At 65.9% G+C, this 26,557-nt stretch carries 22 protein-coding genes and 2 tRNA genes; 14 read left to right on the forward strand and 10 right to left on the reverse strand.

What is annotated here, in order from left to right; all coding sequences use genetic code 11:
- Positions 1 to 27 precede the first annotated feature (27 nt).
- On the forward strand, positions 28 to 1,323 hold the full coding sequence (locus AX284_RS01590; RefSeq protein ID WP_068383214.1) for an adenylosuccinate synthase: 1,296 nt from the start codon (positions 28 to 30) through the stop codon (positions 1,321 to 1,323).
- Between the two features lie 639 nt (positions 1,324 to 1,962).
- Here the strand turns inward: AX284_RS01590 and AX284_RS01595 are convergent.
- Together AX284_RS01595 and AX284_RS01600 are read right to left on the reverse strand one after the other, a co-directional pair.
- Positions 1,963 to 2,049 (reverse strand) — tRNA-Leu (locus tag AX284_RS01595).
- Between the two features lie 112 nt (positions 2,050 to 2,161).
- Positions 2,162 to 2,248: transfer RNA gene (locus tag AX284_RS01600), tRNA-Leu, on the reverse strand.
- 210 nt (positions 2,249 to 2,458) lie between these two features.
- On the opposite strand from AX284_RS01600, the gene rnr reads away from it, so the two are divergent.
- The 10 genes from rnr to AX284_RS01650 all read left to right on the forward strand — a co-directional run bounded on the left by rnr (position 2,459) and on the right by AX284_RS01650 (position 13,207).
- Positions 2,459 to 5,581 carry a ribonuclease R gene (gene rnr, locus AX284_RS01605; protein WP_068383215.1) on the forward strand — a complete coding sequence of 1,041 codons (3,123 nt, stop codon included), beginning with the start codon at positions 2,459 to 2,461 and terminating at the stop codon, positions 5,579 to 5,581.
- The gene (gene rlmB / locus AX284_RS01610) at positions 5,578 to 6,330 is read left to right on the forward strand and encodes a 23S rRNA (guanosine(2251)-2'-O)-methyltransferase RlmB (protein ID WP_017642915.1); all 753 of its coding nucleotides are present in this window, start codon (positions 5,578 to 5,580) and stop codon (positions 6,328 to 6,330) included. The genes rnr and rlmB overlap by 4 nt, the downstream gene beginning before the upstream one ends.
- Positions 6,331 to 6,460: 130 nt before the next feature.
- Complete coding sequence (locus tag AX284_RS01615) at positions 6,461 to 6,835, forward strand: response regulator (RefSeq protein WP_068383216.1); 375 nt, start codon at positions 6,461 to 6,463, stop codon at positions 6,833 to 6,835.
- Positions 6,836 to 7,017: 182 nt separating this feature from the next.
- The gene (gene rpsF, locus AX284_RS01620) at positions 7,018 to 7,434 is read left to right on the forward strand and encodes a 30S ribosomal protein S6 (RefSeq protein ID WP_007161146.1); all 417 of its coding nucleotides are present in this window, start codon (positions 7,018 to 7,020) and stop codon (positions 7,432 to 7,434) included.
- A gap of 26 nt (positions 7,435 to 7,460) precedes the next feature.
- A complete protein-coding gene (rpsR, locus tag AX284_RS01625; RefSeq protein ID WP_007161145.1) occupies positions 7,461 to 7,691 on the forward strand; it encodes a 30S ribosomal protein S18 in 231 nt (76 codons plus the stop codon).
- Between the two features lie 35 nt (positions 7,692 to 7,726).
- A complete protein-coding gene (locus AX284_RS01630) occupies positions 7,727 to 8,617 on the forward strand; it encodes a hypothetical protein (protein WP_068383218.1) in 891 nt (296 codons plus the stop codon).
- A 20-nt stretch (positions 8,618 to 8,637) separates the two neighbouring features.
- Entirely contained in the window at positions 8,638 to 9,084 is a 447-nt protein-coding gene (gene rplI, locus AX284_RS01635; protein ID WP_017642918.1) for a 50S ribosomal protein L9, read from the forward strand.
- 150 nt (positions 9,085 to 9,234) lie between these two features.
- Entirely contained in the window at positions 9,235 to 10,629 is a 1,395-nt protein-coding gene (gene dnaB, locus AX284_RS01640) for a replicative DNA helicase (protein WP_017642919.1), read from the forward strand.
- Positions 10,629 to 11,645 carry a D-alanine--D-alanine ligase gene (locus tag AX284_RS01645; protein ID WP_068383220.1) on the forward strand — a complete coding sequence of 339 codons (1,017 nt, stop codon included), beginning with the start codon at positions 10,629 to 10,631 and terminating at the stop codon, positions 11,643 to 11,645. The genes dnaB and AX284_RS01645 overlap by 1 nt, the downstream gene beginning before the upstream one ends.
- 80 nt (positions 11,646 to 11,725) lie before the next feature.
- The gene (locus AX284_RS01650) at positions 11,726 to 13,207 is read left to right on the forward strand and encodes a glucosyltransferase domain-containing protein (protein WP_068383222.1); all 1,482 of its coding nucleotides are present in this window, start codon (positions 11,726 to 11,728) and stop codon (positions 13,205 to 13,207) included.
- A gap of 215 nt (positions 13,208 to 13,422) precedes the next feature.
- On the opposite strand, the gene AX284_RS01655 is transcribed toward AX284_RS01650, so the two are convergent.
- On the reverse strand, positions 13,423 to 14,799 hold the full coding sequence (locus AX284_RS01655) for an amino acid permease (RefSeq protein ID WP_017642922.1): 1,377 nt from the start codon (positions 14,797 to 14,799) through the stop codon (positions 13,423 to 13,425).
- A gap of 189 nt (positions 14,800 to 14,988) precedes the next feature.
- Between AX284_RS01655 and AX284_RS01660 the strand changes: the two genes are divergently transcribed.
- Complete coding sequence (locus AX284_RS01660) at positions 14,989 to 17,256, forward strand: YgiQ family radical SAM protein (protein WP_068383224.1); 2,268 nt, start codon at positions 14,989 to 14,991, stop codon at positions 17,254 to 17,256.
- A gap of 108 nt (positions 17,257 to 17,364) precedes the next feature.
- Entirely contained in the window at positions 17,365 to 17,820 is a 456-nt protein-coding gene (locus AX284_RS01665; RefSeq protein ID WP_068383226.1) for an REP-associated tyrosine transposase, read from the forward strand.
- 138 nt (positions 17,821 to 17,958) lie between these two features.
- Here AX284_RS01665 and AX284_RS01670 read toward each other — a convergent pair whose 3' ends face one another.
- From AX284_RS01670 to urtA, 7 genes are all read right to left on the reverse strand, one after another.
- Positions 17,959 to 18,813 (reverse strand): shikimate dehydrogenase, encoded by an 855-nt coding sequence (locus AX284_RS01670; protein ID WP_068383228.1) that lies wholly within the window; start codon positions 18,811 to 18,813, stop codon positions 17,959 to 17,961.
- Between the two features lie 4 nt (positions 18,814 to 18,817).
- A complete protein-coding gene (gene aroQ, locus AX284_RS01675) occupies positions 18,818 to 19,258 on the reverse strand; it encodes a type II 3-dehydroquinate dehydratase (RefSeq protein ID WP_017642925.1) in 441 nt (146 codons plus the stop codon).
- Positions 19,259 to 19,392: 134 nt separating this feature from the next.
- On the reverse strand, positions 19,393 to 20,091 hold the full coding sequence (gene urtE / locus AX284_RS01680) for an urea ABC transporter ATP-binding subunit UrtE (protein ID WP_068383230.1): 699 nt from the start codon (positions 20,089 to 20,091) through the stop codon (positions 19,393 to 19,395).
- Positions 20,092 to 20,252: 161 nt separating this feature from the next.
- Positions 20,253 to 21,098: an urea ABC transporter ATP-binding protein UrtD gene (gene urtD / locus AX284_RS01685; RefSeq protein WP_068383232.1), complete on the reverse strand. Its 846-nt coding sequence runs from the start codon at positions 21,096 to 21,098 to the stop codon at positions 20,253 to 20,255.
- Positions 21,095 to 22,174: an urea ABC transporter permease subunit UrtC gene (gene urtC / locus AX284_RS01690; RefSeq protein ID WP_068383233.1), complete on the reverse strand. Its 1,080-nt coding sequence runs from the start codon at positions 22,172 to 22,174 to the stop codon at positions 21,095 to 21,097. Before urtC ends, urtD begins: the two co-directional genes overlap by 4 nt.
- Complete coding sequence (urtB, locus tag AX284_RS01695; protein ID WP_068383235.1) at positions 22,171 to 23,739, reverse strand: urea ABC transporter permease subunit UrtB; 1,569 nt, start codon at positions 23,737 to 23,739, stop codon at positions 22,171 to 22,173. The genes urtC and urtB overlap by 4 nt, the downstream gene beginning before the upstream one ends.
- 311 nt (positions 23,740 to 24,050) lie before the next feature.
- A complete protein-coding gene (gene urtA / locus AX284_RS01700; protein ID WP_017642930.1) occupies positions 24,051 to 25,325 on the reverse strand; it encodes an urea ABC transporter substrate-binding protein in 1,275 nt (424 codons plus the stop codon).
- A gap of 341 nt (positions 25,326 to 25,666) precedes the next feature.
- Between urtA and AX284_RS01705 the strand changes: the two genes are divergently transcribed.
- Complete coding sequence (locus AX284_RS01705; RefSeq protein WP_059316370.1) at positions 25,667 to 26,557, forward strand: NAD(P)-dependent oxidoreductase; 891 nt, start codon at positions 25,667 to 25,669, stop codon at positions 26,555 to 26,557.

The raw sequence follows: 26,557 nt of genomic DNA on the forward strand, positions 1-26,557 counted from the left end.
GAAATCTTCCTGACAGGGGATAAGGTTATGGGTAAGAACGTCGTCGTCCTGGGCACCCAGTGGGGTGATGAGGGCAAGGGCAAGATCGTGGACCTGCTGACCGACCAGGCCGCTGCCGTGGTGCGTTATCAGGGCGGTCACAACGCCGGCCACACACTGGTCATCGATGGCCAGAAGACCATCCTGCGGCTGATTCCCTCGGGCATCCTGCGCGCCGACACCCAGTGCCTGATCGGCAATGGCGTGGTGCTCTCGCCGGAAGCCCTGTTCAAGGAAGTCGGCGAACTGGAGGCCCGTGGCGTGCCGGTGCGCGAGCGTCTGCGCATCAGCTCGGCCTGCTCGCTGATCCTGCCCTATCACGTGGCCCTGGATCAGGCTCGCGAGAAGGCCCGCGGCGAAGCCAAGATCGGCACCACCGGGCGTGGCATCGGCCCGGCCTACGAAGACAAGATCGCCCGTCGCGGTCTGCGCGTCGGCGATCTGTTCCACCCCGAGCGTTTCGCCGTCAAGCTCAAGGAAGTGCTGGACTACCACAACTTCGTCCTGCAGAACTACTTCAACGAGCCGCCGGTGGACTTCCAGAAGACCTACGACGAGGCCATGGAGCACGCCAAGGTTATGCAGCCGCTGGTCATGGACGTCGTCAGCCGTCTGCACGAGTTGCGCAAGGCCGGTGAGAACCTGATGTTCGAAGGCGCCCAGGGCACCCTGCTGGACATCGACCACGGCACCTATCCCTTCGTCACCAGCTCCAACACCACCGCCGGTGGCGTGGCGACCGGTTCCGGCGTGGGCCCGCTGTACCTGGACTACATCCTCGGCATCACCAAGGCCTACACCACCCGCGTCGGCTCCGGTCCCTTCCCGACCGAACTGTTCGACGAGACCGGTGCCTACCTGGCCAAGCAGGGGCATGAATTCGGTTCCGTCACCGGTCGTCCGCGCCGTTGTGGCTGGTTCGACGCCGTCATCCTGCGTCGCTCCATCGAGATCAACAGCATTTCCGGCCTGTGCCTGACCAAGCTGGACGTGCTCGATGGCCTGGAAACCGTGCGTATCTGCACCGGCTACAAAGACGCTGCCGGCAACCTGCTGGCCGAGGCGCCCACCGACGCCGACAGCTACAACGGTCTGCAGCCGGTCTACGAAGACATGCCGGGCTGGAGCGAATCCACCGTGGGCGCCCAGAGCCTCGAGGCACTGCCGGCCAATGCCCAGGCCTACATCCGCCGCATCGCCGAGCTGGTCGAGGCGCCGATCGACATCGTCTCGACCGGTCCGGATCGCAAGGAAACCATCGTGCTGCGTCATCCTTTCGCCTGATGCGCTAAAAGGATGCAGCCGGAAAAGCCCCGCCCCGCGGGGCTTTTCGCTTTCCAGGGGTTGAGGGGGGGCGCTTGGGTGCTCAGGGCAGTCGCTGTTCCGAAATGACCAGCTTATCGCTATGACCTTTTACCGCTGTGGTCCGCTCGTCATGAGTTGCCGATAGCCTTCGCCACTGAATACCCCTGGTCGTTTCTCCTGTCGCTGCTGCGCAGTCGCCTGCCGCTGCCGATATCCATCAGTCTGCTGCCCTGGTCGTCATCCGGGTAGTTCTGGCGCTGTGGCTAATCTCTGATGCCGTGAGAGATTGCAAGGAAGTGTGGCCGAGCGTCGGTCGGGAAAGTCCGAACGCCAGACCTGTCCTTGCGACGGGCTGGAGGCGATGTGGATGATGGTCTCGACGAAGCTGGCAGGGCAGAGCCTGGCCGCGCCGCTGGCCGGTGTCGCGTCCAGGGCGATTCAGGGGCTCTTCGTGGCCCTCCAGGAGGCCCAGGGCTAGCGGAGCGGATTGCCCAGTTACGCAGCAGTCTGGGGCGGTTCAAGGGGTAGGGGAGGGGGTCGCATCTTTTCGCGGGCAAGAAAAAACCGGCCGAAGCCGGTTTTTCCGTTGCGTCCGATCAGGGATCGTCCGCTTGGTATTGGTGCCCAGGAGAAGACTCGAACTTCCACGGTGTTGCCACCGCTAGGACCTGAACCTAGTGCGTCTACCAATTCCGCCACCTGGGCCTGCAGTGCGACTTCTGATCGCTTCCCGTCATCCTTGCGGATTTCAGGATTAAAAAACCGGCTAGCGCCGGCTTTTCGTCGACCGATCTGCAAATCGATCGACTATAATGAGTGGTGCCCAGGAGAAGACTCGAACTTCCACGGTGTTGCCACCGCTAGGACCTGAACCTAGTGCGTCTACCAATTCCGCCACCTGGGCACTCAAGGCGATGATTGCTCATCTCCGGCGTCGCGATTGCTCACGGCGTCGTGGGGCGGCACTTTACTCAGGGGGCGTTTGCTTGTAAACCCCTGCTGTGAAAAATATTTTTATTGAGCATGCCAGGCTAACTATTGCGCGGTTTTCACGTTTCAATAGGCTTTATGGCAGTTCCTACCGAACCCAGACTTAGAAGGTAACCCCAGACTGATGGCCGATTGGCAATCCCTCGATCCCGAGGCCGCCCGGGAAGCGGAAAAGTACGATAACCCCATTCCGAGTCGCGAACTCATTCTGGCTCATCTGGCCGATCGCGGCGCTCCGGCCACACGGCCTCAGCTGGCCGAGGAATTTGGCCTGGTCACCGAAGACCAACTCGAAGCCCTGCGGCGGCGCATGCGCGCCATGGAGCGCGACGGCCAGGTGATCTATACCCGCCGCGGCGCCTATGCCCCTATCGACAAGCTGGATCTGGTGCGCGGCCGCATCGCCGGTCATCGCGATGGCTTCGGCTTCCTGATCCCCGACGACGGCAGCGACGATCTCTTCCTCAGCCCGGCGCAGATGCGCCTGGTGTTCGACGGCGACATCGCCCTGGCGCGGGTCGCCGGCCATGATCGGCGCGGTCGTCGCGAAGGCGGCCTGGTCGAGGTGGTCACCCGGGCACACGAATCCCTGGTCGGGCGCTTCTTCCAGGAGAGCGGTCTGGCCTATGTGGTGCCGGACAATCCCAAGATCGGCCAGCAGGTGCTGGTGCCCGAGGGCAAGCACGGCGGCGCCGCCCACGGCCAGTTCGTGCAGGTGCGCATCGACGAATGGCCCACCACCTTCCGTCAGGCCCAAGGCGAGGTGGTCGAGATCCTTGGCGACTACATGGCGCCGGGCATGGAGATCGAGGTCGCCCTGCGCAGCTACGACATCCCCAACGAATGGCCCAAGGCCGTCGAGAAGGAAGCCGCCAAGCTCAAGCCCGAGGTGGAGGAAAAGGACAAGCAGAAACGCATCGATCTGCGTCAGCTGCCCTTCGTCACCATCGATGGCGAAGATGCCCGCGATTTCGACGATGCCGTCTATGCCGAGGCCAAGAAGTCCGGTGGCTGGCGGCTGTATGTCGCCATCGCCGACGTCTCCCACTACGTCAAGGTCGGCTCGGCACTGGATGCCGAAGCGGAAAAGCGCGGCAACTCGGTGTATTTCCCCGAGCGGGTTATCCCCATGCTGCCGGAGGCCCTCTCCAACGGCCTCTGCTCGCTCAATCCCCAGGTGGATCGCCTGGCCATGGTCTGCGAGATGACCATCGCCGGCTCCGGGCGCATGACCGGCTACCAGTTCTACGAAGCGGTCATCCACTCCCATGCGCGCCTGACCTACAACAAGGTCTCCACGGTGCTGGAGCAGCCCAAGTCGGCTGAAGGCAAGCAGTTGCGCAAGCAGCTCGGCGAGGTGGTGCCGCACCTGGAGCAGCTCTACAGCCTGTACAAGGTGCTGCTGGCCGCCCGTCACGTCCGCGGCGCCATCGATTTCGAGACCCAGGACACGCGCATTGTCTTTGGCGCCGATCGCAAGATCTCCGAGATCCGCCCGACCCAGCGCAACGATGCCCACAAGCTGATCGAGGAATGCATGCTGTGCGCCAACGTGGCCACTGCCAAATTCCTCGAAAAGCACAAGGTGCCGGCGCTCTACCGGGTGCACGACGCTCCACCCCTGGAAAAGCAGACCAATCTGCGTCAGTTCCTCGGCGAGATGGGGCTGTCGCTGACCAAGGGCAAGGCCAATCCGGTGCCATCGGACTACCAGGCGCTGCTGCAGCAGATCCGTGAGCGACCGGATTTCCGGCTGATCCAGACGGTGATGCTCAGGTCCCTGAGCCAGGCGGTCTACAGTCCGGACAACAACGGTCACTTCGGTCTCAACTACGAGGCCTATACCCACTTCACCTCGCCGATCCGCCGTTATCCGGATCTGCTGGTGCATCGGGCGATCCGCAGCGTCATCCGCTCCAAGCTGGAGACCAAGCACGTCAAGCGCGCAGGCGCCACGAGCATGGCCAAGGCGCGTATCTATCCCTATGACGAACTGCGCCTGGATCAGCTCGGCGAGCAGTGCTCCATGACCGAGCGCCGCGCCGACGAAGCCACGCGGGATGTGTCCAACTGGCTCAAGTGCGAGTTCATGAAGGATCGCGTCGGCGAGACCTATGCCGGCGTCATCACCGCGGTGACCGGTTTCGGCCTGTTCGTCGAGTTGTCCGAAGTCTTCGTCGAGGGCCTGGTGCACGTCACCGCGCTGCCGGACGACTACTATCACTTCGACAGCGTTCATCATCGCCTCTCCGGCGAGCGCAGCGGTCGCAGCTATCGACTGGGCGATCCCCTCGAGGTGGTGGTGGCCCGGGTCGACCTGGACGAGCGCAAGATCGACTTCGTGCTGCCGGCCAGCGCCGGGGCGCCGCGTGTGCGGGAAGAGCGCGAGCCGCGTCAGAAGCGTGGCAACCGTCGCCGTGGTGCGCCAGCGCCAGCGCAGGAACCAAGCGCTCTTCCGGTCGCCGAGACCGCGACTGAGACCGCTTTGCCGGAGCCAGAGCGTGAGCCCCGTCGCTCGCGTAACGGTCGTCGTCGCGGTACGCCGGCGCCAGTGCAGGAACCAAGCGCTCTTCCGGACGCCGAGACCGCCACTGAGACCGTCTCGCCGGAGCCGGAGCGTGAGCCCCGCCGTTCGCGTAATGGTCGTCGTCGTGATGCGCCGACGCAGGATCAGGGTGTCGCCGCAACGGTCGAGGCAACGCCTGCGAGCGTTTCGCCAGAACCGGAGTCGGAGTCTGAGCCGCGTCGCTCGCGCAGCGAGCGCCGGCGCGCGACCTCCTCGGCGCAACAGCAGGGTGCCAGTACGCCCACGCCAGCGTCGGCTGAGGCGACTCCGTCGAAATCGTCCAGGCAGGACGATCAGTTGCTCGGTAATACCGACGTCAGACGTAGTCGCGCGGTAAAGCAGGCCCTGCTGGCCGAAGCCAAGGTCGAGGGCGGCAAGCCCAAAACCGCAGGCAAGGCCAATGGCAAAGCCAAGGGTAATGCCGACAAGGGCAAGGCCAGCGACACGGCCAAGACGCGGACCGCGCCAGCCCGTCAGGGTAAGGGGGCGGCTGCCGAAGGTGCCGCGGCGGTGGATGCCAGGGTCAAGAAGGCCAAGGCTGCAGGTGCCAAGAAGAAATCGGCAGGCAAGCCCAAGACCGAAGACCAGGCCAAGGCCAAGGCTGCAGCCAAGACCAAGACCAAGGCCAAGGCGAAGAAGCCCCATCGCAAGGGTCAGTCGCGCCCCAAGGATGACGCATGAGCCAGTTGGAAACCGTCTACGGTATCCACGCCGTGGAAGCGCTGTTGCGCTTCCATCCGCGGCGGGTGAAGCAGCTCTGGATCGCCGAAGGACGGCGTGAGCCGCGGGTCGAGGCCCTGCTGGAGCTGGCCGCTGGTCAACGCCTGGCGGTGGAAACCAAGCCGCGGGCACTGCTCGACGAACTGGCCGAGGGCGTCCACCAGGGCGTGGTGGCCCAGGTCAGTCCCAGCCAGGTCTGGGGCGAGGCCATGCTCGAGGAGTTGCTCGATCGGGCCGAAGGTCCGCCGCTGCTGCTGGTGCTCGATGGTGTCACCGATCCGCACAACCTCGGCGCCTGCCTGCGTAGCGCCGATGCCGCCGGGGCCCTGGCGGTGATCGTGCCCAAGGACAAGTCGGCCACCCTGACCGCGGTGGTGCGCAAGGTGGCCTGCGGCGCCGCCGAGGTGCTGCCGCTGGTGGCCGTCACCAACCTGGCGCGGACCCTGGAGAAGCTGCAGAAGCGCGGGCTGTGGATCGTTGGGACCGCCGGTGAGGCGACCCAGGAGATCTATGACGTCGACATGAGCGGCCCGACCGTGATGGTCATGGGTGCCGAGGGCAAGGGCATGCGCCGGCTGACCCGCGAGCATTGCGATCATCTGGCCCGCCTGCCCATGGCCGGCAGCGTCAGCAGTCTCAATGTCTCGGTGGCGACTGGCGTCTGCCTGTTCGAGGCCGTGCGTCAAAGACGCGCCTCTGCGTCCAGATAGACTGCCCCAGGAAACGTCTGGGTACCGACCTGGCGCGTATCGCACTATACGAATCGCGCTGCAGTGCGCAAAATACCGGCCTCGCCCTGGGAAAGCCCGGGGCGAGACCTGTCAACAAGAGGATGCCCGCGTGAGTCAGGAGATCCAAGAGCCGGTAGGCTTGCGAGTGCTGCTCGTCGAAGACGATGCCACGCTGCGCATGCTGACCACCGAAGTCATCGAGGAGCTGGACCGTCAGGTCACGGCCGTCGCCTCGGCGGAGGCTGCCCTCGAGTTGCTGCCGCAACGCGAGCACGATGTGCTGTTCACCGATATCGGGCTGGGCGGCATGTCCGGGATCGAGTTGACCCGGCGTGCCCTGGCGATGGATCCGACGCTGCGCATCGTCGTCGCCTCGGGTTATGCCTTCGAGCGCGAGCCCGGCATGGAGGCGCGGGTCGGGGTGCTGATCAAGCCCTATGACCTGAACAAGATCCGCCAAGCCTTGGCCGACGTGCAACGCTGAGTGCCTGTGGCTGCCCGGCGGTCGCGCCGGTCATGCCTGCGGTTGCGCCCCTCGGCGCCCTTCTCTAGAATGTTGCCCCTTGCCCGGAGTGCGTCCGCATTCCGCTGGGTAAGTCATCCGAACTATTCACTCCTTGTCTGACCGCGTTTCCGCGGCAGGCTGCAACCCGTAAGGAGCATTAAATGCGTCATTACGAAGTCGTGTTCCTGGTTCATCCGGACCAGAGCGAACAGGTGGGCGGCATGGTCGAGCGCTACACCAAGGCTATCGAAGAAGACGGTGGCAAAGTCCATCGCCTGGAAGACTGGGGCCGTCGTCAGCTGGCTTACGCCATCGACAACGTTCACAAGGCTCACTATGTACTCATGAACATCGAGTGCAGCGCCAAGGCCCTGGCCGAGCTGGAAGACAACTTCCGCTACAACGACGCCGTGATCCGCAACATGATCCTGCGCCGTGACGAGGCCGTCACCGGTCAATCCGAGATGCTCAAGGCCGAAGAAAACCGCAACGAGCGTCGCGAGCGTCGCGAGCGTCCTGCCGAGTCCGAGTCCGAGTCCGCCGAAGGCAACTCCGACGACGCCGACAGCGCCGAGTAATCTGGATCTAGCGAGGAATCATTGTCATGGCACGTTTCTTCCGTCGTCGTAAGTTCTGCCGTTTCACCGCCGAAGGCGTGAAAGAGATCGACTACAAGGATCTCAACACCCTGAAGGCCTACGTCTCCGAAACCGGCAAGATCGTCCCGAGCCGTATCACTGGCACCAAGGCCAAGTACCAGCGTCAGCTGGGCACCGCCATCAAGCGTGCCCGTTACCTGGCCCTGCTGCCCTACACCGACAGCCACGGTCGTTGATCGACGCCTGATCACGGATAACGGATAAACACGGCATGCGGCCTCTGGCTGAGTTCATCATGCGCGGCCGCACCCAAGCCACTCTCGTGGTGGTACTGGGTGCAGTCGTGCCGCTGCTGTACTGGATGACCGCTGCCGGTGGCAGCCTGGTGCTGTTGCGCCGGGGACCCGCCGCGGCGGCCGGGGTGCTGGTCTGGGCCCTGCTGCCGGCGCTGTTCTGGCTGTATCTGGGAGATGCCAGCATCGTGCTGGTGATGCTGGGTTCGACGCTGCTGGCGGCACTACTGCGCCAGAGCCGATCCTGGACATGGGTGCTGTTGGCCAGTGTCCCGCTGGGGTTGGTCTTCGCCCTGGTGCTGGGTCAGGTCTATGCCGAGGGCATCGCGCAGCTGGCGGAGGAAATCCGTCGGTTGTTGCCCCAGGTGTTGGGCCCGAGCGCGGCGCAGTTGCCGCCGGAAAAGCAGGCGCAGTTGCAGCAGTTGCTGCTGCCCGTGCTGACCGGCCTGATGGCGGCGTTCTTCCAGATCACCTGCCTGCTGTGCCTGATGCTCGGGCGCTACTGGCAGGCTGCGCTGTACAACCCCCAGGGGTTCGGTCGCGAATTTCGCGCCCTGCGTCTGCGTCCAGCCATCGCGCTCGGCCTCCTGGCCCTGCTGGTGCTGGCGCCGAACCTGGGCAGTGGGCTTGGCCTGCTGACCCCGCTGTGCAGCGTGCCGCTGGCCTTTGCCGGCATCGCCCTGCTACACGGGCTGGTGGCGGCCAAGCGCCTGGCAGGATTCTGGCTGGTGGGGCTGTACGTGACGCTGCTGCTGTTTGGGCAGCTGATCTATCCGTTGTTGGTGATTCTGGCTGTGATCGATAGCGTGTTCGATTTCCGTGGGCGGTCCGCGCAAGAGCCGCAGGGGCCCGCGGACGGTGAAGGTTAAAAGTTAAGAGGAAAGACTCAATGGATGTCATCCTGCTGGAAAAGATCGCCAACCTGGGCAACCTGGGCGACAAAGTGAACGTCAAGGGCGGTTACGCCCGTAACTTCCTGCTGCCGCAGGGCAAGGCCACCGCAGCCACCGCTGCCAACGTCGAGGCTTTCGAAGCTCGTCGTGCCGAGCTCGAGAAGCAGGCTGCCGAGAAGAAGGCCGAGGCTGATGCCCGTGCCGCCAAGCTGGCTGAACTGACCGTAACCATCGCCGCCAACTCCGGCGACGAAGGCAAGCTGTTCGGTTCCATCGGCACCCGCGACATCGCCGAAGCCGTCAGCGCCGCTGGCGTCGAGCTGGACAAGAGCGAAGTTCGCCTGCCCAACGGCGCGCTGCGCAGTGTTGGCGAATACGACGTCGAAGTGCACCTGCACACCGACGTCGAAGCTACGGTCAAGGTCGTCGTCGTCGCTGAATAAGCGCGCCGTCGCCTGACTGGCGGACTTGCGCCCCGGCGCCGGTCTGTCGACAATCGGGCACGTCATTGCCAAGGCAGTGACGTGCCCTTTGTCTTTTCTGCCCTATCGAAAATCATTTCGCCGCCCGCAATGGGGGCCCAAGACCTGCGCATGAACGAGATTTCCCTGCCCGAGCAGTACGATCTGCAGACCGCTGCCCTCAAGGTCCCGCCGCACTCCATCGAGGCCGAGCAGGCCGTGCTGGGTGGTCTGATGCTGGACAACAATGCCTGGGAGCGCGTGCTCGATCAGGTGTCCGATGGCGACTTCTATCGTCACGATCACAGACTCATTTTCCGCGCCGTGGCCCGTCTGGCCGAGCGCAATCAGCCGTTCGACGTGGTAACCCTGTCCGAACAGCTGGACAATGAAGGCCAGCTGCCCCAGGTGGGCGGACTGGCCTATCTGGCCGAGCTGGCCAAGAACACCCCCTCGGTGGCCAACATCAAGGCCTATGCGCAGATCGTGCGCGAGCGGGCCACCCTGCGTCAGTTGATCGGTATCAGTGCCGACATCGCCGACAGCGCCTACAACCCGGAAGGGCGTGGGGCCAACGAGCTGCTCGACGAAGCCGAACGCAAGATCTTCGAGATCGCCGAGGCGCGGCCGAAATCCGGCGGTCCGATCGGGGTCAACGACATCCTGACCAAGGCCATCGACCGCATCGATACCCTGTTCAACTCCAGCGACGCCATCACCGGGGTCTCCACCGGTTTCGCCGACCTGGACGAAAAGACCAGCGGCCTGCAGCCGGCGGACCTGATCATCGTTGCCGGCCGCCCGTCGATGGGCAAGACCACCTTCGCCATGAACCTGGTGGAGAACGCGGTGCTGCGCACCGACAAGGCGGTGCTGGTGTTCTCCCTGGAGATGCCCGCCGACTCCATCGTGCTGCGGATGCTCTCGTCCCTCGGTCGCATCGACCAGACCAAGGTGCGTTCCGGCAAGCTGGACGATGACGACTGGCCGCGCCTGACCTCGGCGGTCAACCTGCTCAACGACCGCAAGTTGTTCATCGACGATACCGCCGGCATCAGTCCTTCGGAAATGCGCGCCCGGACCCGGCGCCTGGTGCGCGAGCACGGCGACCTGGCGTTGATCATGGTGGACTACCTGCAGCTGATGCAGATCGGTGGCAGCAGCGGCGAGAACCGCACCAACGAGATCTCCGAGATCTCCCGCTCGCTCAAGGGCCTGGCCAAGGAATTCAATTGCCCGGTGGTGGCGCTCTCCCAGCTCAACCGCTCGCTGGAGCAGCGGCCGAACAAGCGGCCGGTGAACTCCGACCTGCGTGAATCGGGCGCCATCGAGCAGGACGCCGACGTCATCATGTTCGTCTACCGGGACGAGGTGTATCACCCGGAGACCGAGTACAAGGGCGTGGCGGAAATCATCATCGGCAAGCAGCGTAACGGGCCGATCGGCACCACGCGACTGGCCTTCATCGGTAAATACACCCGGTTCGAGAATCTCGCGCCCGGCAGCTACGTTTTCGAGGACGAATGATGGTCAAGGACAAGCTGAAGATCGCGGTCCTGCTCGGTGGCACCAGCGAAGAACGCGACGTGTCCATCGCCAGCGGTGCCCAGGTGGTGGCGGCCCTGCGCCGGCGCGGGCATGAGGTGGTGACCGTGGACACCGCCCTGGGCCTGCTCGACGAAGACGCCGAGCGCGCGCTGCTGGAAGCCCGCGTCGGCCTCGAACCGCCGGAGCGGACCGCCCTGGTGCGGATGCGCGGCCAGGATGCCGGTGCGGTGCTCAGCCGCGCCCAGCTGGGCGACCAGGATCTGCTGTTCCTCGCCCTGCATGGCGGGACCGGCGAGAACGGCACCCTGCAGACCCTGCTCGACTTGGCCGAGCTGCGCTACACCGGCAGCGGCCGGGTGGGCAGCGCCGTGGCCATGGACAAAGATCTCAGCAAGCGGCTGTTCCGTGCTGCCGGGGTGCCCACCGCCGACTGGCTGATGGCGCCCGCGGACGCCGCGACCGTAGCCGCGACGCTGGGCTTTCCGGTGATCGTCAAACCCAGCCAGCAGGGCTCCACCGTGGGTCTGAGCAAGGTCAGCCGCGCCGAGGACCTGCAACCGGCCATCGAACTGGCGCTGCGCTACGACCGCGAGGTGATGATCGAGCGCTTCGTTGCCGGTCGTGAGCTGACCGTTGGGGTGCTGGGTGACCAGCCACTGGCGGTGGGCGAGATCGTCCTTGGCCAGAGCGGCGTGTTCGACTACACCAGCAAGTACCAGCCCAAGGGCGCGGTGGAAGTGTTTCCGGCCGAGGTCTCGACCGAGATCGCCGAGGAAGCGCGGCGGCTGGCCCTGGCCGCGCATCGGGCGCTCAAGCTCGACGGCTACAGCCGCGCCGACTTCCGCCTGGACGCCGAGGGGCGGCTCTGGTGCCTGGAGGTCAACACCCTGCCGGGCATGACCGCTACCAGTTTGCTACCGCAATCGGCGGCAGCTATGGGCATCGACTTCGACGAACTCTGCGAGCGGATCTGCCAGCTGGCCCTGCAAGACTGACCGCTACGCAGCCGGCGCCGCTATCGCTTCGGGTGGTGGCGGCTGCGTCTCCTGTCGAAGCCGGATCCGGATCCGCCGCCATGCCCCAGACGCTCACCCCGGTGCAGACCCGGGCGTTGTTCCTTTCCGCACTGCTGCTGTTCGTCTTGCCCTTCATCCTGGTCGACTTTCCCTACGTCGATGACAACTGGCGCATCCAGTTGAAGAACGGCCCGGAGTGGCGCCAGCAGGGGCGGGTGCTCACCGAGGTCTTCTACCGGCTGCTGACCTTCAGCGGCAGCACCCTCAATCTCTTTCCCCTGCCGCTGCTAATCGCCTGCGCCGCCGCCGCCTGGGCCTTGACCGATCTGGCCCGCCACTGCTTCGGTGCGCCGCGACCGACCCAGTGTCTGGCGCTCCTGCCGCTGTGGTTCTCGCCATTCTGGCTGGGCAATCTGACCTATCAGTACGATGGCCCGACGATGGCCCTGAGTCTGGTGGCGGTGATCTACGCGGTGATCTTTCGTAGTCGTCATACCGCGCTGGCGCTGCTGGTGCCGGCGGCGCTGCTGGCGGCGGCCATGGCCTTCTACCAAGTGGCGCTCAATGTCTTCATCGGGCTCTGCTGCCTGGAACTGATCCGTACGGTGCAGCGCCGCGAGGCGCCCGAGCAGGCGCTGCGGCTGGTGCTGCGCCAGGGCCTGCAGCTGCTGCTGGGTGGCGTGCTCTATTACCTGACGGCCTACCAGCTGATGGCGACCACGCGGCACGCCGGCGTGGGCGGCCAGGTGCTGCCCGAGCTCTGGCACCGGCTGGGCGAGGTGCTGCACAGCGTCGGCCTGCTGGTCACCCCAGGCAATCTCTGGCTGTGGTGGCTGTTCGGTGGGTTGGCCGCGCTCGGCTACGGCCTGGGCGGCCTGGCCTATGCCCGCGCCTACGGCCGAAGGGCGTTGCTGCCCCTGCTGCTGTACGGCGCGACCCTGCCGGTACTGGCCTTTTGCGTGGCCGGCATCACCCTGCTGTTCAGCGACTTCATCCTCGAAGCCCGCACCCTGATGGGGCTGGCGGTCGTCCTGACCCTGGCGCTGCTGCTGGCCCACGATCTGCTGGAGCGTCTCCAGCCTCGGTTGACCTGGCTGCTGGTGCTGCCGGTGCTGTGGATGCTGTCCCTGGCCTATGCCTATGGGCAGGTGCTCTCGGCGCAAAAGACCTTCGAGCGCGGTTTCGTCCAGGAGCTGCACCATGACCTCAGCAGTCGTCCGGAGCTGCGGTCGCTCAAGCGCCTGCTCTGGACCGGTGGTCCGCTGGAGGTGGCTTGGCTGCCGCTGGCGCAGAAGACCTTCGAGCAGGTGCCGGCCTTGCCCTTCATCCTCGGCCTGTCGCCGGGCAACTTCATGATCGCCGAGCGGCTGCTGGACCTGGGGGTGATCGACGATGCCGACAGCGACAGCTGCAGCCAGCGCGTAGCCGTGCCCGGGGCCGCCACGCGGCTGGTGGACAACCGTTTCTATGACATCTGGGCGGTGGGCGAGGACGGCTGCATCATCATGAAGCCACAGCGACCCTGGGTGCCGTTCGAGTAGGGGGGTGGTCTTGAGGGGTAGGTTGGGCAGAGCGCAGCGAAGCCCAACGTGGTGACGCGGCTGTTGGGCTTCGACGAAGGAGCCGTCTCAGCCCAACCTACGCGGGTCGGTAGGTTGGGTTGAGCGCAGCGAAGCCCAACATTGTCAGGTCGTGCGCGGACTGTTGGGCTTCGACGATGGAGCCATCTCAGCCCAATCTACGGGTGCGAGGGCGATCAGCCGCGGCGCAGCTTGTAGCAGAGGAACAGGAAGGCCAGCCAGAACGGAATGGCGTAGACCGAGACGGCGATGCCGGGGATGCGCAGCATCAGCACCAGGATCATGCCGACGAAGGCCAGGCACAGCCAGTTGGCGACCGGCGACCAGAACGCCGGGAAGTGCGAGGTGCGCCCCGCTTGACGCTGGGCGGCGCGGAATTTCAGGTGGGTCAGGCTGATCAGCGCCCAGGCGATCACCAGCGAGGCCACCACCAGCGACATCAGCAGCTCCAGGGCATTCTGCGGCAGCAGGTAGTTGACCACCACGCAGAGCAGGGTCACCGCCGAGGACACCGCGATGCCCAGCAGGGGCACGCCGCGACGATTGGTGCGCAGCAGGGCGCGCGGGGCGTCGCCCTGTTCGGCCAGGCCATAGAGCATGCGGCTGGTGCAGTAGACGCCGCTGTTGTAGACCGACAGCGCCGCGGTCAGCACCACGAAGTTGAGCAGGTGGGCGGCGGTATCGCTGCCGAGCAGGGCGAAGGTCTGCACGAAGGGGCTGCCGGCATAGTCGTCACCGCCGGCGCCGATGCTGCGCACCAGTTCGTCCCAGGGGTGCAGCGACAAGAGGATGGTCAGGGCGCCGACATAGAAGATCAGGATGCGCCAGACCACCTGGTTGATGGCCTTGGGAATCACGGTGCGCGGCTGGTCGGCTTCGGCGGCGGTGATGCCCACCAGCTCCAGGCCGCCAAAGGAGAACATGATGATCGCCAGCACGGCGAACAGGCCGCTCCAGCCGTTGGGCAGGAAGCCGCCATGGCTCCAGAGATTGCTCACCGAGGCCTCGGGACCGCCGCTGCCACTGACCAGCAGCCAGAGCCCGAAGGCCATCATGCCGAGAATGGCCACCACCTTGATCAGCGCGAACCAGAATTCGGTCTCGCCGAAGGCCTTCACGTTGAACAGGTTGATCAGGTTGACCAGCACGAAGAACACCAGGGCGCTGGCCCAGGTCGGCACCTCGGGCCACCAGTACTGCACGTACTTACCCACCGCGGTGAGTTCCGACATGCCCACCAGCACATAGAGCACCCAGTAGTTCCAGCCGGAGAGAAAGCCCGGGAAGCGACCCCAGTAACGACTGGCGAAGTGGCTGAAGGAGCCGGCGACGGGTTCCTCGACGATCATCTCGCCGAGCTGGCGCATGATCAGGAAGGCGATGAAGCCGGCGATGGCGTAGCCGAGGATCATCGCCGGACCGGCCGACTTGAGCACCCCGGCCGAGCCGAGGAACAGACCGGTACCGATGGCTCCGCCGAGGGCGATCAGCTGGATGTGACGATTCTTCAGGCCGCGCTGCAACTGGCCGGCGGCGGGTTGGGGCTGGGACATGGAGGAGGGTGTCTCGGTGGTGAGGAAGGAGCGGGGCGCTATGGTAGCACTCCTGGTGGAGGCGGCATTGAGGGTGGGTCCAGAGCTGCCGTCGATAGCCAAAGGCAATCGATGTCCGGGGGCTGAACTGGTCATTTTTTGTGCTATTCTTCGCGCCCTCCCAAAAACACCCCTTTCCCGGAAGCTGCCATGCAAGCCGCCACGCCGCTGTTCGACTATCCGAAATACTGGGCCGAGTGCTTTGGTCCTGCACCCTTCCTGCCCATGAGTCGGGCGGAGATGGAGCAACTCGGCTGGGACAGCTGCGACATCATCATCGTCACCGGGGACGCCTACGTCGATCACCCGTCCTTTGGCATGGCCATCATCGGCCGGCTGCTGGAGGCCCAGGGCTTCCGCGTGGGCATCATCGCCCAGCCGGACTGGCATTCGAAGGACGACTTCATGAAGCTCGGCGAGCCGAATCTGTTCTTCGGTGTGGCCGCGGGCAACATGGACTCGATGATCAACCGCTACACCGCGGACAAGAAGGTCCGTTCCGACGACGCCTATACCCCGGGCAACGTCGCCGGCAAGCGTCCGGATCGCGCCAGCCTGGTCTACAGCCAGCGCTGCAAGGAAGCCTACAGCCACGTGCCGATCGTGCTCGGTGGCATCGAGGCCTCGCTGCGCCGGATCGCCCACTACGACTACTGGCAGGACAAGGTCCGTCGCTCGATCCTGATGGACGCCACCGCCGACATCCTGCTCTATGGCAACGCCGAGCGGGCGGTGGTCGAGATCGCCCAGCGGCTGTCGCGTGGCGAGCGCGTCGAGGCCATCACCGACGTACGCGGTACCGCCTTCATCCGGCGGGACACGCCCGCGGGCTGGTTCGAGGTCGACTCGACCCGTATCGACCGTCCCGGTCGCGTCGACAAGATCATCAATCCCTACGTGAATACGCAGGACACCGAGGCCTGCGCCATCGAGCAGGCGAAAGGTGAGGTCGAGGATCCCAACGAAGCCAAGGTGGTGCAGCTGCTGGAAAGCCCGCGCATGACCCGCGACAAGACGGTGATCCGCCTGCCGTCCTTCGAGAAGGTGCGCAACGACCCGGTGCTCTATGCCCACGCCAACCGCGTGCTGCACCTGGAAACCAACCCGGGCAACGCCCGCGCGCTGGTGCAGCGGCATGGCGAGGTGGACGTCTGGTTCACGCCACCGCCCATCCCCATGACCACCGAGGAAATGGACTACGTGTTCGGCATGCCCTATGCGCGCGTGCCGCACCCGGCCTATGGCAAGGAAAAGATCCCGGCCTACGAGATGATCCGCTTCTCGGTCAACATCATGCGCGGCTGCTTCGGTGGCTGCACCTTCTGCTCCATCACCGAGCACGAAGGCCGGATCATCCAGAATCGCTCCCACGACTCGATCATCCGCGAGATCGAGGAGATGCGCGACAAGGTGCCGGGCTTCACCGGGGTGGTCTCGGACCTGGGCGGGCCGACCGCCAACATGTACCGCATCGCCTGCAAGGACCCGGAGATCGAGCGCCACTGCCGCAAGCCGTCGTGCGTCTTCCCTGGCATCTGCGAGAACCTCAACACCGATCACTCCTCGCTGATCGAGCTGTACCGCAAGGCGCGGGCGCTGCCGGGGGTGAAGAAGATCCTGATCGCCTCGGGGCTGAGATACGACCTGGCCGTGGAGTCGCCCGAGTACGTCAAGGAACTGGTCACCCACCATGTCGGCGGCTACCTGAAGATCGCGCCCGAGCACACCGAGCGTGGTCCGCTGGACAAGATGATGAAGCCGGGCATCGGCAGCTATGACCGCTTCAAGCAGATGTTTGAGAAGTACACCAAGGAGGCGGGCAAGGAGCAGTACCTGATCCCCTACTTCATCGCCGCGCACCCGGGTACCACCGACGAGGACATGATGAACCTCGCGCTGTGGCTCAAGCGCAACGGCTTCCGTGCGGATCAGGTCCAGGCCTTCTATCCCTCGCCGATGGCCACCGCCACGGCCATGTACCACTCGGGCAAGAATCCGCTGCGCAAGGTCACCTACAAGAGCGACGGCGTGACCATCGTCAAGAGCGACCAGCAGCGCCGCCTGCACAAGGCCTTCCTGCGCTACCACGATCCCAAGGGCTGGCCGCTGCTGCGCGAGGCGCTCAAGGAGATGGGTCGCGCCGACCTGATCGGGCCGGGCAAGCACCAGCTGATCCCAGCCACCCAGCCGGTGGGCGACACCGGTTACCAGAGCGCGCGGCGCAAGAACTCCACCCCGGTGGGCAGCAAGAAGGCCGGCACCGGCGCTGGCCGCATCCTCACCCAGCACACCGGCCTGCCGCCCCGCGCCAGCGATGGCAGCAAGGCCTGGGACAAGGGCCAGGAAGGCCAGGCCGCCGGCTACGCCAAGGGCGGTCCGCGCAAGAAGTCGCGGCGCCAGCCGAACATGCCGCGGTAAAATCCTTTGATCGCGGCCATGGGCCGCTCCTACAGAGAGCGATGCTTTTGTAGGAGCGGCCCATGGCCGCGATGGCTCTTAATGATTTTCATCTCTCAAGGACGAGCGATGCCATCACGTCATGCGGCGCTACGCAGGGGCCGGGTTTCTTTGCCTGGCCAGCTGTATCTCCTCACCACTACCACCGTGCAGCGCCAACCACTGTTCGCCAACTTCCCCGTGGCGTGCACGGCTGCCCGTACTTTCAACGACCATCGTTTGTTCGGTGACGCTCAGTTGCTGGCCTGGGTGTTGATGCCAGATCACGCGCATTGGCTGATAGCGCTCGGCGAGCGATTCAGTCTGGGCGAGTTGGTTCTTCGTTTGAAGTCGGCGAGTGCGCGCCGCATCAATGCTATCCGAAAGACACAAGGGGCAATCTGGGCGCCGGCCTATCATGACCATGCTCTCAGAGCCGAAGAAGACCTCCAGGCAGTGGCGCGGTACATCGTTGCCAATCCGGTAAGGGCAGGATTGGTGCGGAGGGTGGGCGATTATCCGTTTTGGGATGCGGTGTGGTTGTAGATCGTGCCACAGGACTTATCGCGGCCATGGGCCGCTCCTACAGTCCCCAAGTTTCTGTAGGAGCGGCCCATGGCCGCGATAAGAAGGTGCCGTAGGAGCGGCCGCATCGGCGGACCGCCATGGCCGCGATCAACCGCGCTACCCGCGCAATTCGGCGAAGTGGGCCTGCATGCGGTCGGCGTCGGCGCTGCGGCCGCTGAAGAGTTCGAAGGCCTTGACCGCCTGGAACACGGCCATGGTGCCGCCATCCAGGGTGCGGCAGCCCAGGGCGCGGGCCTGGCGCAGCAGTTCGGTTTCCAGCGGGAAGTAGATGATCTCGGCGACCCAGAGGCCGGGGTGCAGCAGTTCGGCCGGCAGTGGCATGCCGGGCAGCTTGGCCATGCCCACCGGCGAGGTGTTGACCAGGCCATCGGCAGCGGCGACCGCGGCGGCCCGGTCGGTGCCGACCGCGGCGCGACCGGGGCCGAAGTGGCGGGTCAGGTTGTCTACCAGCGCCTGGGCGCGCTCGGCCTCGACGTCGAAGATGAACAGCTGGTCCACTCCCTCGGCGAGCAGGGCGTGGGCCACGGCGCTACCGGCGCCACCGGCACCCAGTTGCACCACCAGGCGCTTGGCCACGTCCGGCAGGCCGCGGCGGAAGCCTTCGGCGAAGCCCAGGCAGTCGGTGTTGTGGCCCACGGTGCGGCCGTCGGCCAGGACCACAGTGTTCACCGCGCCGATGCCGCGCGCCTCGGGGGAGAGGTCGTCGAGCAGTGGGATGATCGCCTGCTTGCAGGGAAAGGTGATGTTGAGACCGGTGAAGCCGGTGCGCTGGGCGGCCTGCAGCAGTTCGGGCAGGGCGTCGGCGGTGAGGCCGAGCACGTCCAGGTCGATCAGGCGATAGAGGTATCTGAGGCCCTGGGCGTCGCCTTCGCGTTCGTGCATGGCGGGCGTCAGCGAAGCCTGGATGCCGGCGCCGATGAGGCCGGCGAGGACGGATTTCGATGCGGTCATGGCGTTAGTTTCCCTGGTGGGCGATGAGGGCGGCGATGGCGGCGCGATAGCCCTGGCTGCCGAGGCCACAGATGACGCCGACGGCGATGCCCGAGACATAAGAATGATGACGGAAGGCTTCGCGGCGATGCACGTTGGACAGGTGCACCTCGTAGACCGGCAACTCGCTGGCCACCAGGGCGTCGCGCAAGGCCACCGAGGTGTGGGTCCAGGCGGCGGGATTGATCACCACCCCGGCATAGGCGCCGCGGGCCGCGTGGATCCAGTCGAGCAATTCGCCCTCGTGGTTGGTCTGGCGGAAGTCCACCTCGTAACCCTCGGCGGCGGCGGTCTCGGTACACAGCCGGGCGACGTCGGCCAGGGTTTCGTGGCCGTAGGTGGCGGGCTCGCGGGTGCCGAGCAGATTGAGGTTGGGGCCGTTGAGGACCAGGATGCGGCGGGACATGGCGTTCTCTCTGTTGTTGTCTAGCCGGGCGGACCAACGCCCGGCGTTGCAGAGAAAATGTACCAGATGGTTAATTTCGTCAATCCGCCGCCGGGGTGTTGCGCCGGAAGCGTTCGATTATCGACCCTGGTGACCTAGATCGCCACCAGTCCGCGCACTCCTTCGGCCTCCATGTCGGCGCCGCGACCGCGCTGGACGATCTCGCCGCGGGACATCACCAGGTAGCCGTCGGCCAGTTCGCTGGCGAAGTCGTAGAACTGCTCCACCAGCAGAATGGCCATGTCGCCACGCTTGGCCAGGTGGGCGATGACGGTGCCGATCTCCTTGATCACCGAGGGCTGGATGCCCTCGGTGGGTTCGTCGAGGATCAGCAGCCGCGGGCGGCTGGCCAGGGCGCGGCCGATGGCCAGTTGCTGTTGCTGGCCGCCGGAGAGGTCGCCGCCACGGCGCTGGCGCATCTGCCGGAGCACCGGAAAGAGTTCGTAGATGGACTCCGGCACCTCGCGGGCCTCCCGGGCGGGAAAGCGCGACAGGCCCATGAGCAGATTTTCCTCGACGGTCAGGCGCGGAAAGATCTCGCGACCCTGGGGCACGTAGGCGATGCCGGATTGCACCCGCTGGTGCGGCTTGCGGGCGGTGATGTCCTGGCCTTCCCAGGTGACGCTGCCGCGCTTGGCCGGGAGCAGGCCCATGAGGCAGCGCAGCAGGGTAGTCTTGCCGACGCCGTTGCGGCCGAGCAGGCTGGTGACCTCGCCGATGGGGGCGTCGAAGGACAGACCACGCAGGATGTGGCTGCCGCCGTAGTATTGATGGAGTTCGTTCACCTGGAGCATGGGCGCCTCGGCCGGTTGTCTGGTCTCTGGCAGGCCGGGTGGCCTGCCGACGTAGGTTGGGTTGAGCGGAGCGAAGCCCAACGCTCCCGGTCCGTATCGGTGTTGGGCTTCGACGGTGGAGCCGTCTCAACCCAACCTACGGGCAGGGGCGCGACCGCGCGCTAGCGCCCCAGATACACCTCGATCACCTGGTCGTTGGCCTGGACCTGGTCCAGCGAGCCTTCGGCGAGGACGTGACCCTGGTGCAGCACGGTGACGTGGTCGGCGATGCTGCCGACGAAGCCCATGTCGTGCTCCACCACCATCAGCGAGTGCCGGGGCACCAGCGACTTGAACAGCTCGGCGGTGAATTCGGTCTCGGCGTCGGTCATGCCGGCCACGGGTTCGTCGAGCAGCAGCAGTTGCGGCTCCTGCACCAGCAGCATGCCGATCTCGAGGAATTGCTTCTGGCCGTGGGAGAGCAGCCCGGCGGTGCGGCCGCGGGAGTCCTGCAGGCGGATGGTGCCGAGCACCTCCTCCAGGCGATCACGCTGGGTGCCGGAGAGCCGCGCCCTGAGGCTGGCCCAGACCGATTTGTCGGTCCGTTGCGCCAGCTCCAGGTTTTCCCAGACGGTCAGGGCCTCGAACACCGTGGGCTTCTGGAATTTACGGCCGATGCCGGCCTGGGCGATCTCCACCGGTTGCAGGCGGGTGAGGTCCAGGGTCTCGCCGAACCAGGCGCTGCCGCGGTCGGGGCGGGTCTTGCCGGTGATGACGTCCATCATGGTGGTCTTGCCGGCGCCGTTGGGGCCGATGATGCAGCGCAATTCGCCGACGCCGATGTAGAGATTGAGGTCGCGCAGAGCCTTGAATCCGTCGAAGCTGACCTCGATGCCTTCCAGGCTGAGGATGGTGCCGTGGTGGGTATCCAGGCCCTTACCGGCGCGATGGCCGAGGCCGCTGGCTTCGGCGCCGATGCCAGGGTCGAGCACTTCCGCGGCGGTAGGAGGTATGGGGGCGGCTTTCATGCGTCGCGCTCCTTCTTGATGAGGCCGATCACGCCACGCGGCAGGTAGAGGGTGACGACGATGAACAGGGCGCCGAGAAAGAACAGCCAGTATTCGGGAAAGGCCACGGTGAACCAGCTCTTGGCACCGTTGACGATGCCGGCGCCGAGTACCGGGCCGATCAGGCTGCCGCGTCCGCCGAGGGCGACCCAGATGGCCGCTTCGATGGAGTTGGTCGGGGCCATCTCGCTGGGGTTGATGATGCCCACCTGGGGTACGTAGAGCGCCCCGGCCAGGCCGCAGAGCACCGCCGAGAGCACCCAGACGAACAGCTTGAAGCCGCGCGGATCGTAGCCGCAGAAGGTCACCCGGTTCTCGGCGTCACGGATAGCCGTGAGGATGCGGCCGAACTTGCTCTGCGCCAGGCGCCAGCCCAGCCAGAGGCTGGCCACCAGCAAGGCCACGGTGAGCAGGAAGAGCACCGCGCGGGTGCCCTGGGCGGCCACCGGAAAGCCCAGCAGGGTGGTGAAGCCGGTGAAGCCGTTGTTGCCGCCGAAGCCGGTCTCGTTGCGAAAGAACAGCAGCATGCCGGCAAAGGTCAGCGCCTGGGTCATGATCGAGAAGTAGACGCCCTTGATCTTCGAGCGGAAGGCGAAGAAACCGAACGCCAGGGCCAGCAGGCCGGGGGCCAGCACCGCCAGGCACAGCGCCCAGAGGAAATGGTCGGTACCGGCCCAGAACCAGGGGTAGCTGGTCCAGGAGAGAAAGCTCATGAACGGCGGCAGACCGTCGCCGGCGGCCTGGCGCATCAGGTACATGCCCATGGCGTAGCCGCCGAGGGCGAAGAACAGCCCGTGGCCGAGGGAGAGCATCCCGGCATAGCCCCAGACCAGGTCCAGCGCCAGGGCGACGATGGCGTAGCAGAGGATCTTGCCCACCAGGGTCAGGGTGTAGGCCGAGACCTGGAAGGGGTTGTCGGCCGGCAGCAGGGACAGCAGCGGTAGGGCGATCAGCACGGCGAGGGCCAGGCCGAGCACGGCCAGGCTCAGGCGCGGGCCGGCCTTCTGCACAGCGGTAAGCGCGAGTGGCTGGTTCAATCGATGACCCTCCCCTTGAGGGCGAACAGGCCCTGGGGCCGCTTCTGGATGAACAGGATGATCAGGCCGAGGATGAGGATCTTGCCCAGCACGGCGCCGATCTGGGGTTCGAGGATCTTGTTGACGATGCCCAGGCCGAAGGCCGCCAGTACGCTGCCGGCCAATTGGCCGACGCCACCGAGCACCACCACCAGGAAGGAGTCGATGATGTAGCTCTGGCCGAGGTCCGGGCCGACGTTGCCGATCTGCGACAGGGCCACGCCACCGAGGCCGGCGATGCCGGAGCCAAGGCCGAAGGCGAGCATGTCGATGCGCCCGGTGGGGACGCCGCAGCAGGCGGCCATGTTGCGATTCTGGGTCACGGCGCGCACGTTGAGGCCCAGCCGGGTCTTGTTCAGCAGGGCCCAGGTCAGGACCAGCACGAAGACCACGAAGCCGAGGATGATCACCCGGTTCCACGGCAGGAGCAGGTTGGGCAGCACCTGGATGCCGCCGGACAGCCAGGCGGGGTTGGCCACCTCGACGTTCTGGGCGCCGAACAGCACCCGCACCGCCTGGATCAGCATCAGGCTGATCCCCCAGGTGGCCAGCAGGGTTTCCAGTGGTCGGCCATAGAGATGGCGGATCACGGTGCGTTCCAGCGCCATGCCGATGGCGGCAGTGACGGCGAAGGCCACCGGCAGTGCCAGCAGCGGATACCAGGCCAGCCATTCGGGGGCGAGGCGCTGCAGGGTCAGCTGCACCACATAGGTGCTGTAGGCACCGAGCATCAGCATCTCGCCGTGGGCCATGTTGATGACGCCGAGCAGGCCATAGGTGATGGCCAGGCCCAGGGCGGCCAGCAGCAGGATGGAGCCCAGCGACAACCCGGTGAAGGCCTGGCCGAGCAGGTCGCCCAGCAGCAGCTTGCGCTCGACCTGGGCAAGGCCGGTGGCGGCGGCCTTGCGGACGTTTTCGTTGGCTTCCACCGCAGGATCGAGCAGGGCCTGCAGGCGGGTCTTGGCCTGGGGCTCGCCGGATTCGCCGAGCAGCCGCACCGCGGCCAGGCGCACGGCGGGATCGGGATCGGTCAGCTGCAGATTGGCCAGGGCGGCGGCAAGGGCGCCTTTCACGTCCTTGTCCGCTTCGGTCTGCAGGCGCTTTTCCAGGAAGGCACGCTGCTCGGGCTTGGCCTCCTGGCGCAGGGCCTGGGCGGCGGCCAGGCGCACGCCGGCATCCGTGGACAGCAGCCCGCCGCTGGCCTGGGCAGCGCCGATGAGGATGCGCAGGCGGTTGTTCAGGCGGATCTGCTTGGGCGTGCCGGTGGGCGCCGTGGCCTCACCTTCGGCGGCGCTGTAGCTGTCGCCGGTCTTGTAGAAGGGACGCTTGTCTTCGTCGACATAGAAGCGGCCGTCCTGCAGCGCCTGGAGGACCGGGAGTTGGGCGGGATCAGGCGCGGCGGCCCAGTCCTGCAGCAGTTTGGCCTGGTCGTTGGCGCTGGCGGCGGCCAGCTCGGCGGCGGGACCGGCCTGGGCGGTGCCCACGAGCAGCAACAGCAGGGGCAGAAGAAAAAGGCGTAGGGACATACTCGGCCTCGTCGATGGGTAAAGGCTCCTGCACGACGTCTCCCGGGGGAGGGCGGGCGTGGCCTCGTTTCTGGTGCCGGGCGCCTGGCGGTCTGACCGGGTGCGCTGGCGAGCCCTCACCCCGGCCCTCTCCCAGGGGGAGAGGGGGAGGAGCGGAGCGGTGGTGGTGCGGGTGTTTCCTGTTGGCTGCGGAACGCCTTTTGCCCTCACCCCAACCCTCTCCCCGAGGGAGGGGGGGTAAGAGCTGCAGGCTGGGCGGCGTTTTGCGCCCCTCTCCCTCCGGGAGAGGGGCCGGGGGGGAGGGCTGGCCGTTACTTGCCGCTCTTCACCGGTTCGTCGGACTTCTTGTCGTTGCCGGGGATGTAGGGGCTCCAGGGCTGAGCGCGGACCGGGCCCTCGGTCTGCCAGACGACGTTGAACTGACCGTCGTCCTGGACCTCGCCGATCATCACCGGCTTGTGCAGGTGGTGGTTCTTCTCGTCCATCTTCACGGTATAGCCGTCCGGTGCGGCGAAGGTCTGGCCGGCCATGGCCTTGCGGACCTTGTCGACATCGGTGCTGCCGGCCTTTTCCACTGCCTGGGCCCACATGTGGATGCCGATATAGGTGGCTTCCATGGGGTCGTTAGTCACGGCGGTCTGGTAGTTGGGCAGGTTCTTGGCCTTGGCGTAGGCCTTCCAGGCCTCGACGAATTTCTTGTTCACCGGGTTATCCAGCGACTCGAAGTAGTTCCAGGCGGCCAGTTGGCCCACCAGCGGCTTGGTGTCGATGCCGCGCAGTTCTTCCTCGCCCACCGAGAAGGCCACCACGGGGACGTCGGTGGCCTTCAGGCCCTGGTTGCCCAGTTCCTTGTAGAAGGGCACGTTGGAGTCGCCGTTGATGGTGGAGACCACCGCGGTCTTGCCGCCGGCGGCGAACTTCTTGATGTTGGCGACGATGGTCTGGTAATCGCTGTGGCCGAAGGGGGTGTAGACCTCTTCGATGTCCTTGTCCTGCACGCCCTTGCTGTGCAGGAAGGATCTGAGAATCTTGTTGGTGGTGCGCGGATAGACGTAGTCGGTGCCCAGCAGGAAGAAGCGCTTGGCGCCGCCACCTTCTTCACTCATCAGGTATTCCACCGCCGGGATGGCCTGCTGGTTTGGCGCCGCGCCGGTGTAGAAGACGTTGGGCGACATCTCTTCGCCTTCGTACTGCACCGGGTAGAACAGCAGACCGTTGAGTTCTTCATAGACCGGCAGGACCGATTTGCGCGAGACCGAGGTCCAGCAGCCGAAGGTGACCGCGACCTTGTCCTGGGTCACCAGCTGGCGCGCCTTCTCGGCGAACAGTGGCCAGTTGGAAGCCGGATCCACCACTACGGGCTCCAGCTTCTTGCCCAGCACGCCGCCCTTGGCGTTGATCTCGTCGATGGTCATCAGCGCCATGTCCTTGAGCGAGGTCTCGGAGATGGCCATGGTGCCGGACAGCGAATGCAGGATGCCGACCTTGATGGTGTCCGCGGCGTGGGCGGCGCTCCAGGGGAACAGGCCGCTCATGAGCAGGGCGGAGGCGGCGAGGGTGGTCTTCAGTAGAGGGCGGCGCTTCATGCGAAAGGCTCCTAAGCGAACGTGCGCTGTTGTTGGGCTGGGCTGCTGGCCCGCCAGGGCGCTTATCAGGAACTGTGCCAGGCTTCGGCAAGGCGCATGGCGACTGGCCTCTTGCCTCCAAACCGGGCTTTTGCGGCCAGTTGCCTTGCACCAGCCTGGGGCTTGCCAGTGCCCGCCGACGGCGCCTTTGCACGATGCTGGTGCCCTCTTTCGCCGTTGCCTTTTGCGCAACATGAAAGTCCGAATGCCGTATTGGTGGTGATGCCTGGGCCTCCCATACTCGATCGCAAGGGGCCGGCCACCGGGTCGGTCACCACCCATTCGAAGAAGAGGAACAAGGCATGGGCAGGCAGGTCGGGGTCATCGGACTCGGCAACATGGGCGGCAACATGGCGATCACCCTGGCGCGCAAGGGCGTTGCCGTCACCGGGCTGGATCCCTCCAGCGCCGCCTGCGAGCGGGTCGCTGCCCAGGGCGTGGCCATCGCCGGCGATCTGGCGGCCCTGGCCGCCAGCAGCGACGTCATCGTGCTGTCGCTGCCCAAGGCCGAGCACGTCGAGGCCGTATGCCTGGGCGAGGCGGGCCTGGTCAGCCGCGTACGGCCGGGCACCGTGGTGGTCGACACCACCACCTCCACCCCGGAGACCAGCCGCCGGGTAGCGGCGGCCTTCGCCGAGGTCGGCGCCGATTTCCTCGATGCCCCGGTCTCCGGCGGCCCCGCCGGTGCCGCGGCCGGCACCATGACCATGGTCATCGGCGGCAGCGAGGCGGCCCTGGCCAAGGCGCTGCCGGCGCTGGAAGCCATGAGCGCGACCCGGGTGCACATCGGCGCCGTGGGCGCCGGCAACATCGCCAAGATCGCCAACAACCTGCTCGCCGCGGCGCACCTGATCACCACCGCCGAGGCGGTGACCATGGCCGCCCGTGCCGGCGTCGCCCCGGAGAAGCTGCTCGAAGGCATCAATGCCGGTTCCGGGCGCAGTGCCGCCAGCCAGGGCATGTTCCCTACCTGGGTGCTGAACAAGGCCTATGACTCCGGCTTCACCATGGGCCTGATGCGCAAGGACGTGGGCCTGGCCCAGCAGCTCATCGCCGAACTCGGCCTCGACCTGCCGCTGGCCGCGGCCACGGCCCAGGCCTGGAAGGCCAGCGCCGAGACCCTGGCCGATGGCGAGGATTTCTGCGCCATCGCGCGACGCACCAGCGAAGACCTGTTCGGCAAGGGGGAATGA

The organism is Pseudomonas sp. HUK17 (genome assembly GCF_001566765.1).

What these genes read in the sequence shown, in the direction of transcription:
- rplI (WP_017642918.1), top strand. Translation starts at nt 8,638, where the DNA reads ATGGATGTCATCCTGCTGGAAAAGATCGCCAACCTGGGCAACCTGGGC.
- AX284_RS01670 (WP_068383228.1), bottom strand. Translation starts at nt 18,813, where the DNA reads ATGACCGCATCGAAATCCGTCCTCGCCGGCCTCATCGGCGCCGGCATC.
- AX284_RS01665 (WP_068383226.1), top strand. Translation starts at nt 17,365, where the DNA reads ATGCCATCACGTCATGCGGCGCTACGCAGGGGCCGGGTTTCTTTGCCT.
- AX284_RS01660 (WP_068383224.1), top strand. Translation starts at nt 14,989, where the DNA reads ATGCAAGCCGCCACGCCGCTGTTCGACTATCCGAAATACTGGGCCGAG.
- AX284_RS01705 (WP_059316370.1), top strand. Translation starts at nt 25,667, where the DNA reads ATGGGCAGGCAGGTCGGGGTCATCGGACTCGGCAACATGGGCGGCAAC.
- urtB (WP_068383235.1), bottom strand. Translation starts at nt 23,739, where the DNA reads ATGTCCCTACGCCTTTTTCTTCTGCCCCTGCTGTTGCTGCTCGTGGGC.
- rlmB (WP_017642915.1), top strand. Translation starts at nt 5,578, where the DNA reads ATGAGCCAGTTGGAAACCGTCTACGGTATCCACGCCGTGGAAGCGCTG.
- rpsF (WP_007161146.1), top strand. Translation starts at nt 7,018, where the DNA reads ATGCGTCATTACGAAGTCGTGTTCCTGGTTCATCCGGACCAGAGCGAA.
- AX284_RS01655 (WP_017642922.1), bottom strand. Translation starts at nt 14,799, where the DNA reads ATGTCCCAGCCCCAACCCGCCGCCGGCCAGTTGCAGCGCGGCCTGAAG.
- rpsR (WP_007161145.1), top strand. Translation starts at nt 7,461, where the DNA reads ATGGCACGTTTCTTCCGTCGTCGTAAGTTCTGCCGTTTCACCGCCGAA.
- AX284_RS01590 (WP_068383214.1), top strand. Translation starts at nt 28, where the DNA reads ATGGGTAAGAACGTCGTCGTCCTGGGCACCCAGTGGGGTGATGAGGGC.
- AX284_RS01645 (WP_068383220.1), top strand. Translation starts at nt 10,629, where the DNA reads ATGGTCAAGGACAAGCTGAAGATCGCGGTCCTGCTCGGTGGCACCAGC.
- urtD (WP_068383232.1), bottom strand. Translation starts at nt 21,098, where the DNA reads ATGAAAGCCGCCCCCATACCTCCTACCGCCGCGGAAGTGCTCGACCCT.
- dnaB (WP_017642919.1), top strand. Translation starts at nt 9,235, where the DNA reads ATGAACGAGATTTCCCTGCCCGAGCAGTACGATCTGCAGACCGCTGCC.
- aroQ (WP_017642925.1), bottom strand. Translation starts at nt 19,258, where the DNA reads ATGTCCCGCCGCATCCTGGTCCTCAACGGCCCCAACCTCAATCTGCTC.
- rnr (WP_068383215.1), top strand. Translation starts at nt 2,459, where the DNA reads ATGGCCGATTGGCAATCCCTCGATCCCGAGGCCGCCCGGGAAGCGGAA.
- AX284_RS01650 (WP_068383222.1), top strand. Translation starts at nt 11,726, where the DNA reads ATGCCCCAGACGCTCACCCCGGTGCAGACCCGGGCGTTGTTCCTTTCC.
- AX284_RS01630 (WP_068383218.1), top strand. Translation starts at nt 7,727, where the DNA reads ATGCGGCCTCTGGCTGAGTTCATCATGCGCGGCCGCACCCAAGCCACT.
- urtA (WP_017642930.1), bottom strand. Translation starts at nt 25,325, where the DNA reads ATGAAGCGCCGCCCTCTACTGAAGACCACCCTCGCCGCCTCCGCCCTG.
- urtE (WP_068383230.1), bottom strand. Translation starts at nt 20,091, where the DNA reads ATGCTCCAGGTGAACGAACTCCATCAATACTACGGCGGCAGCCACATC.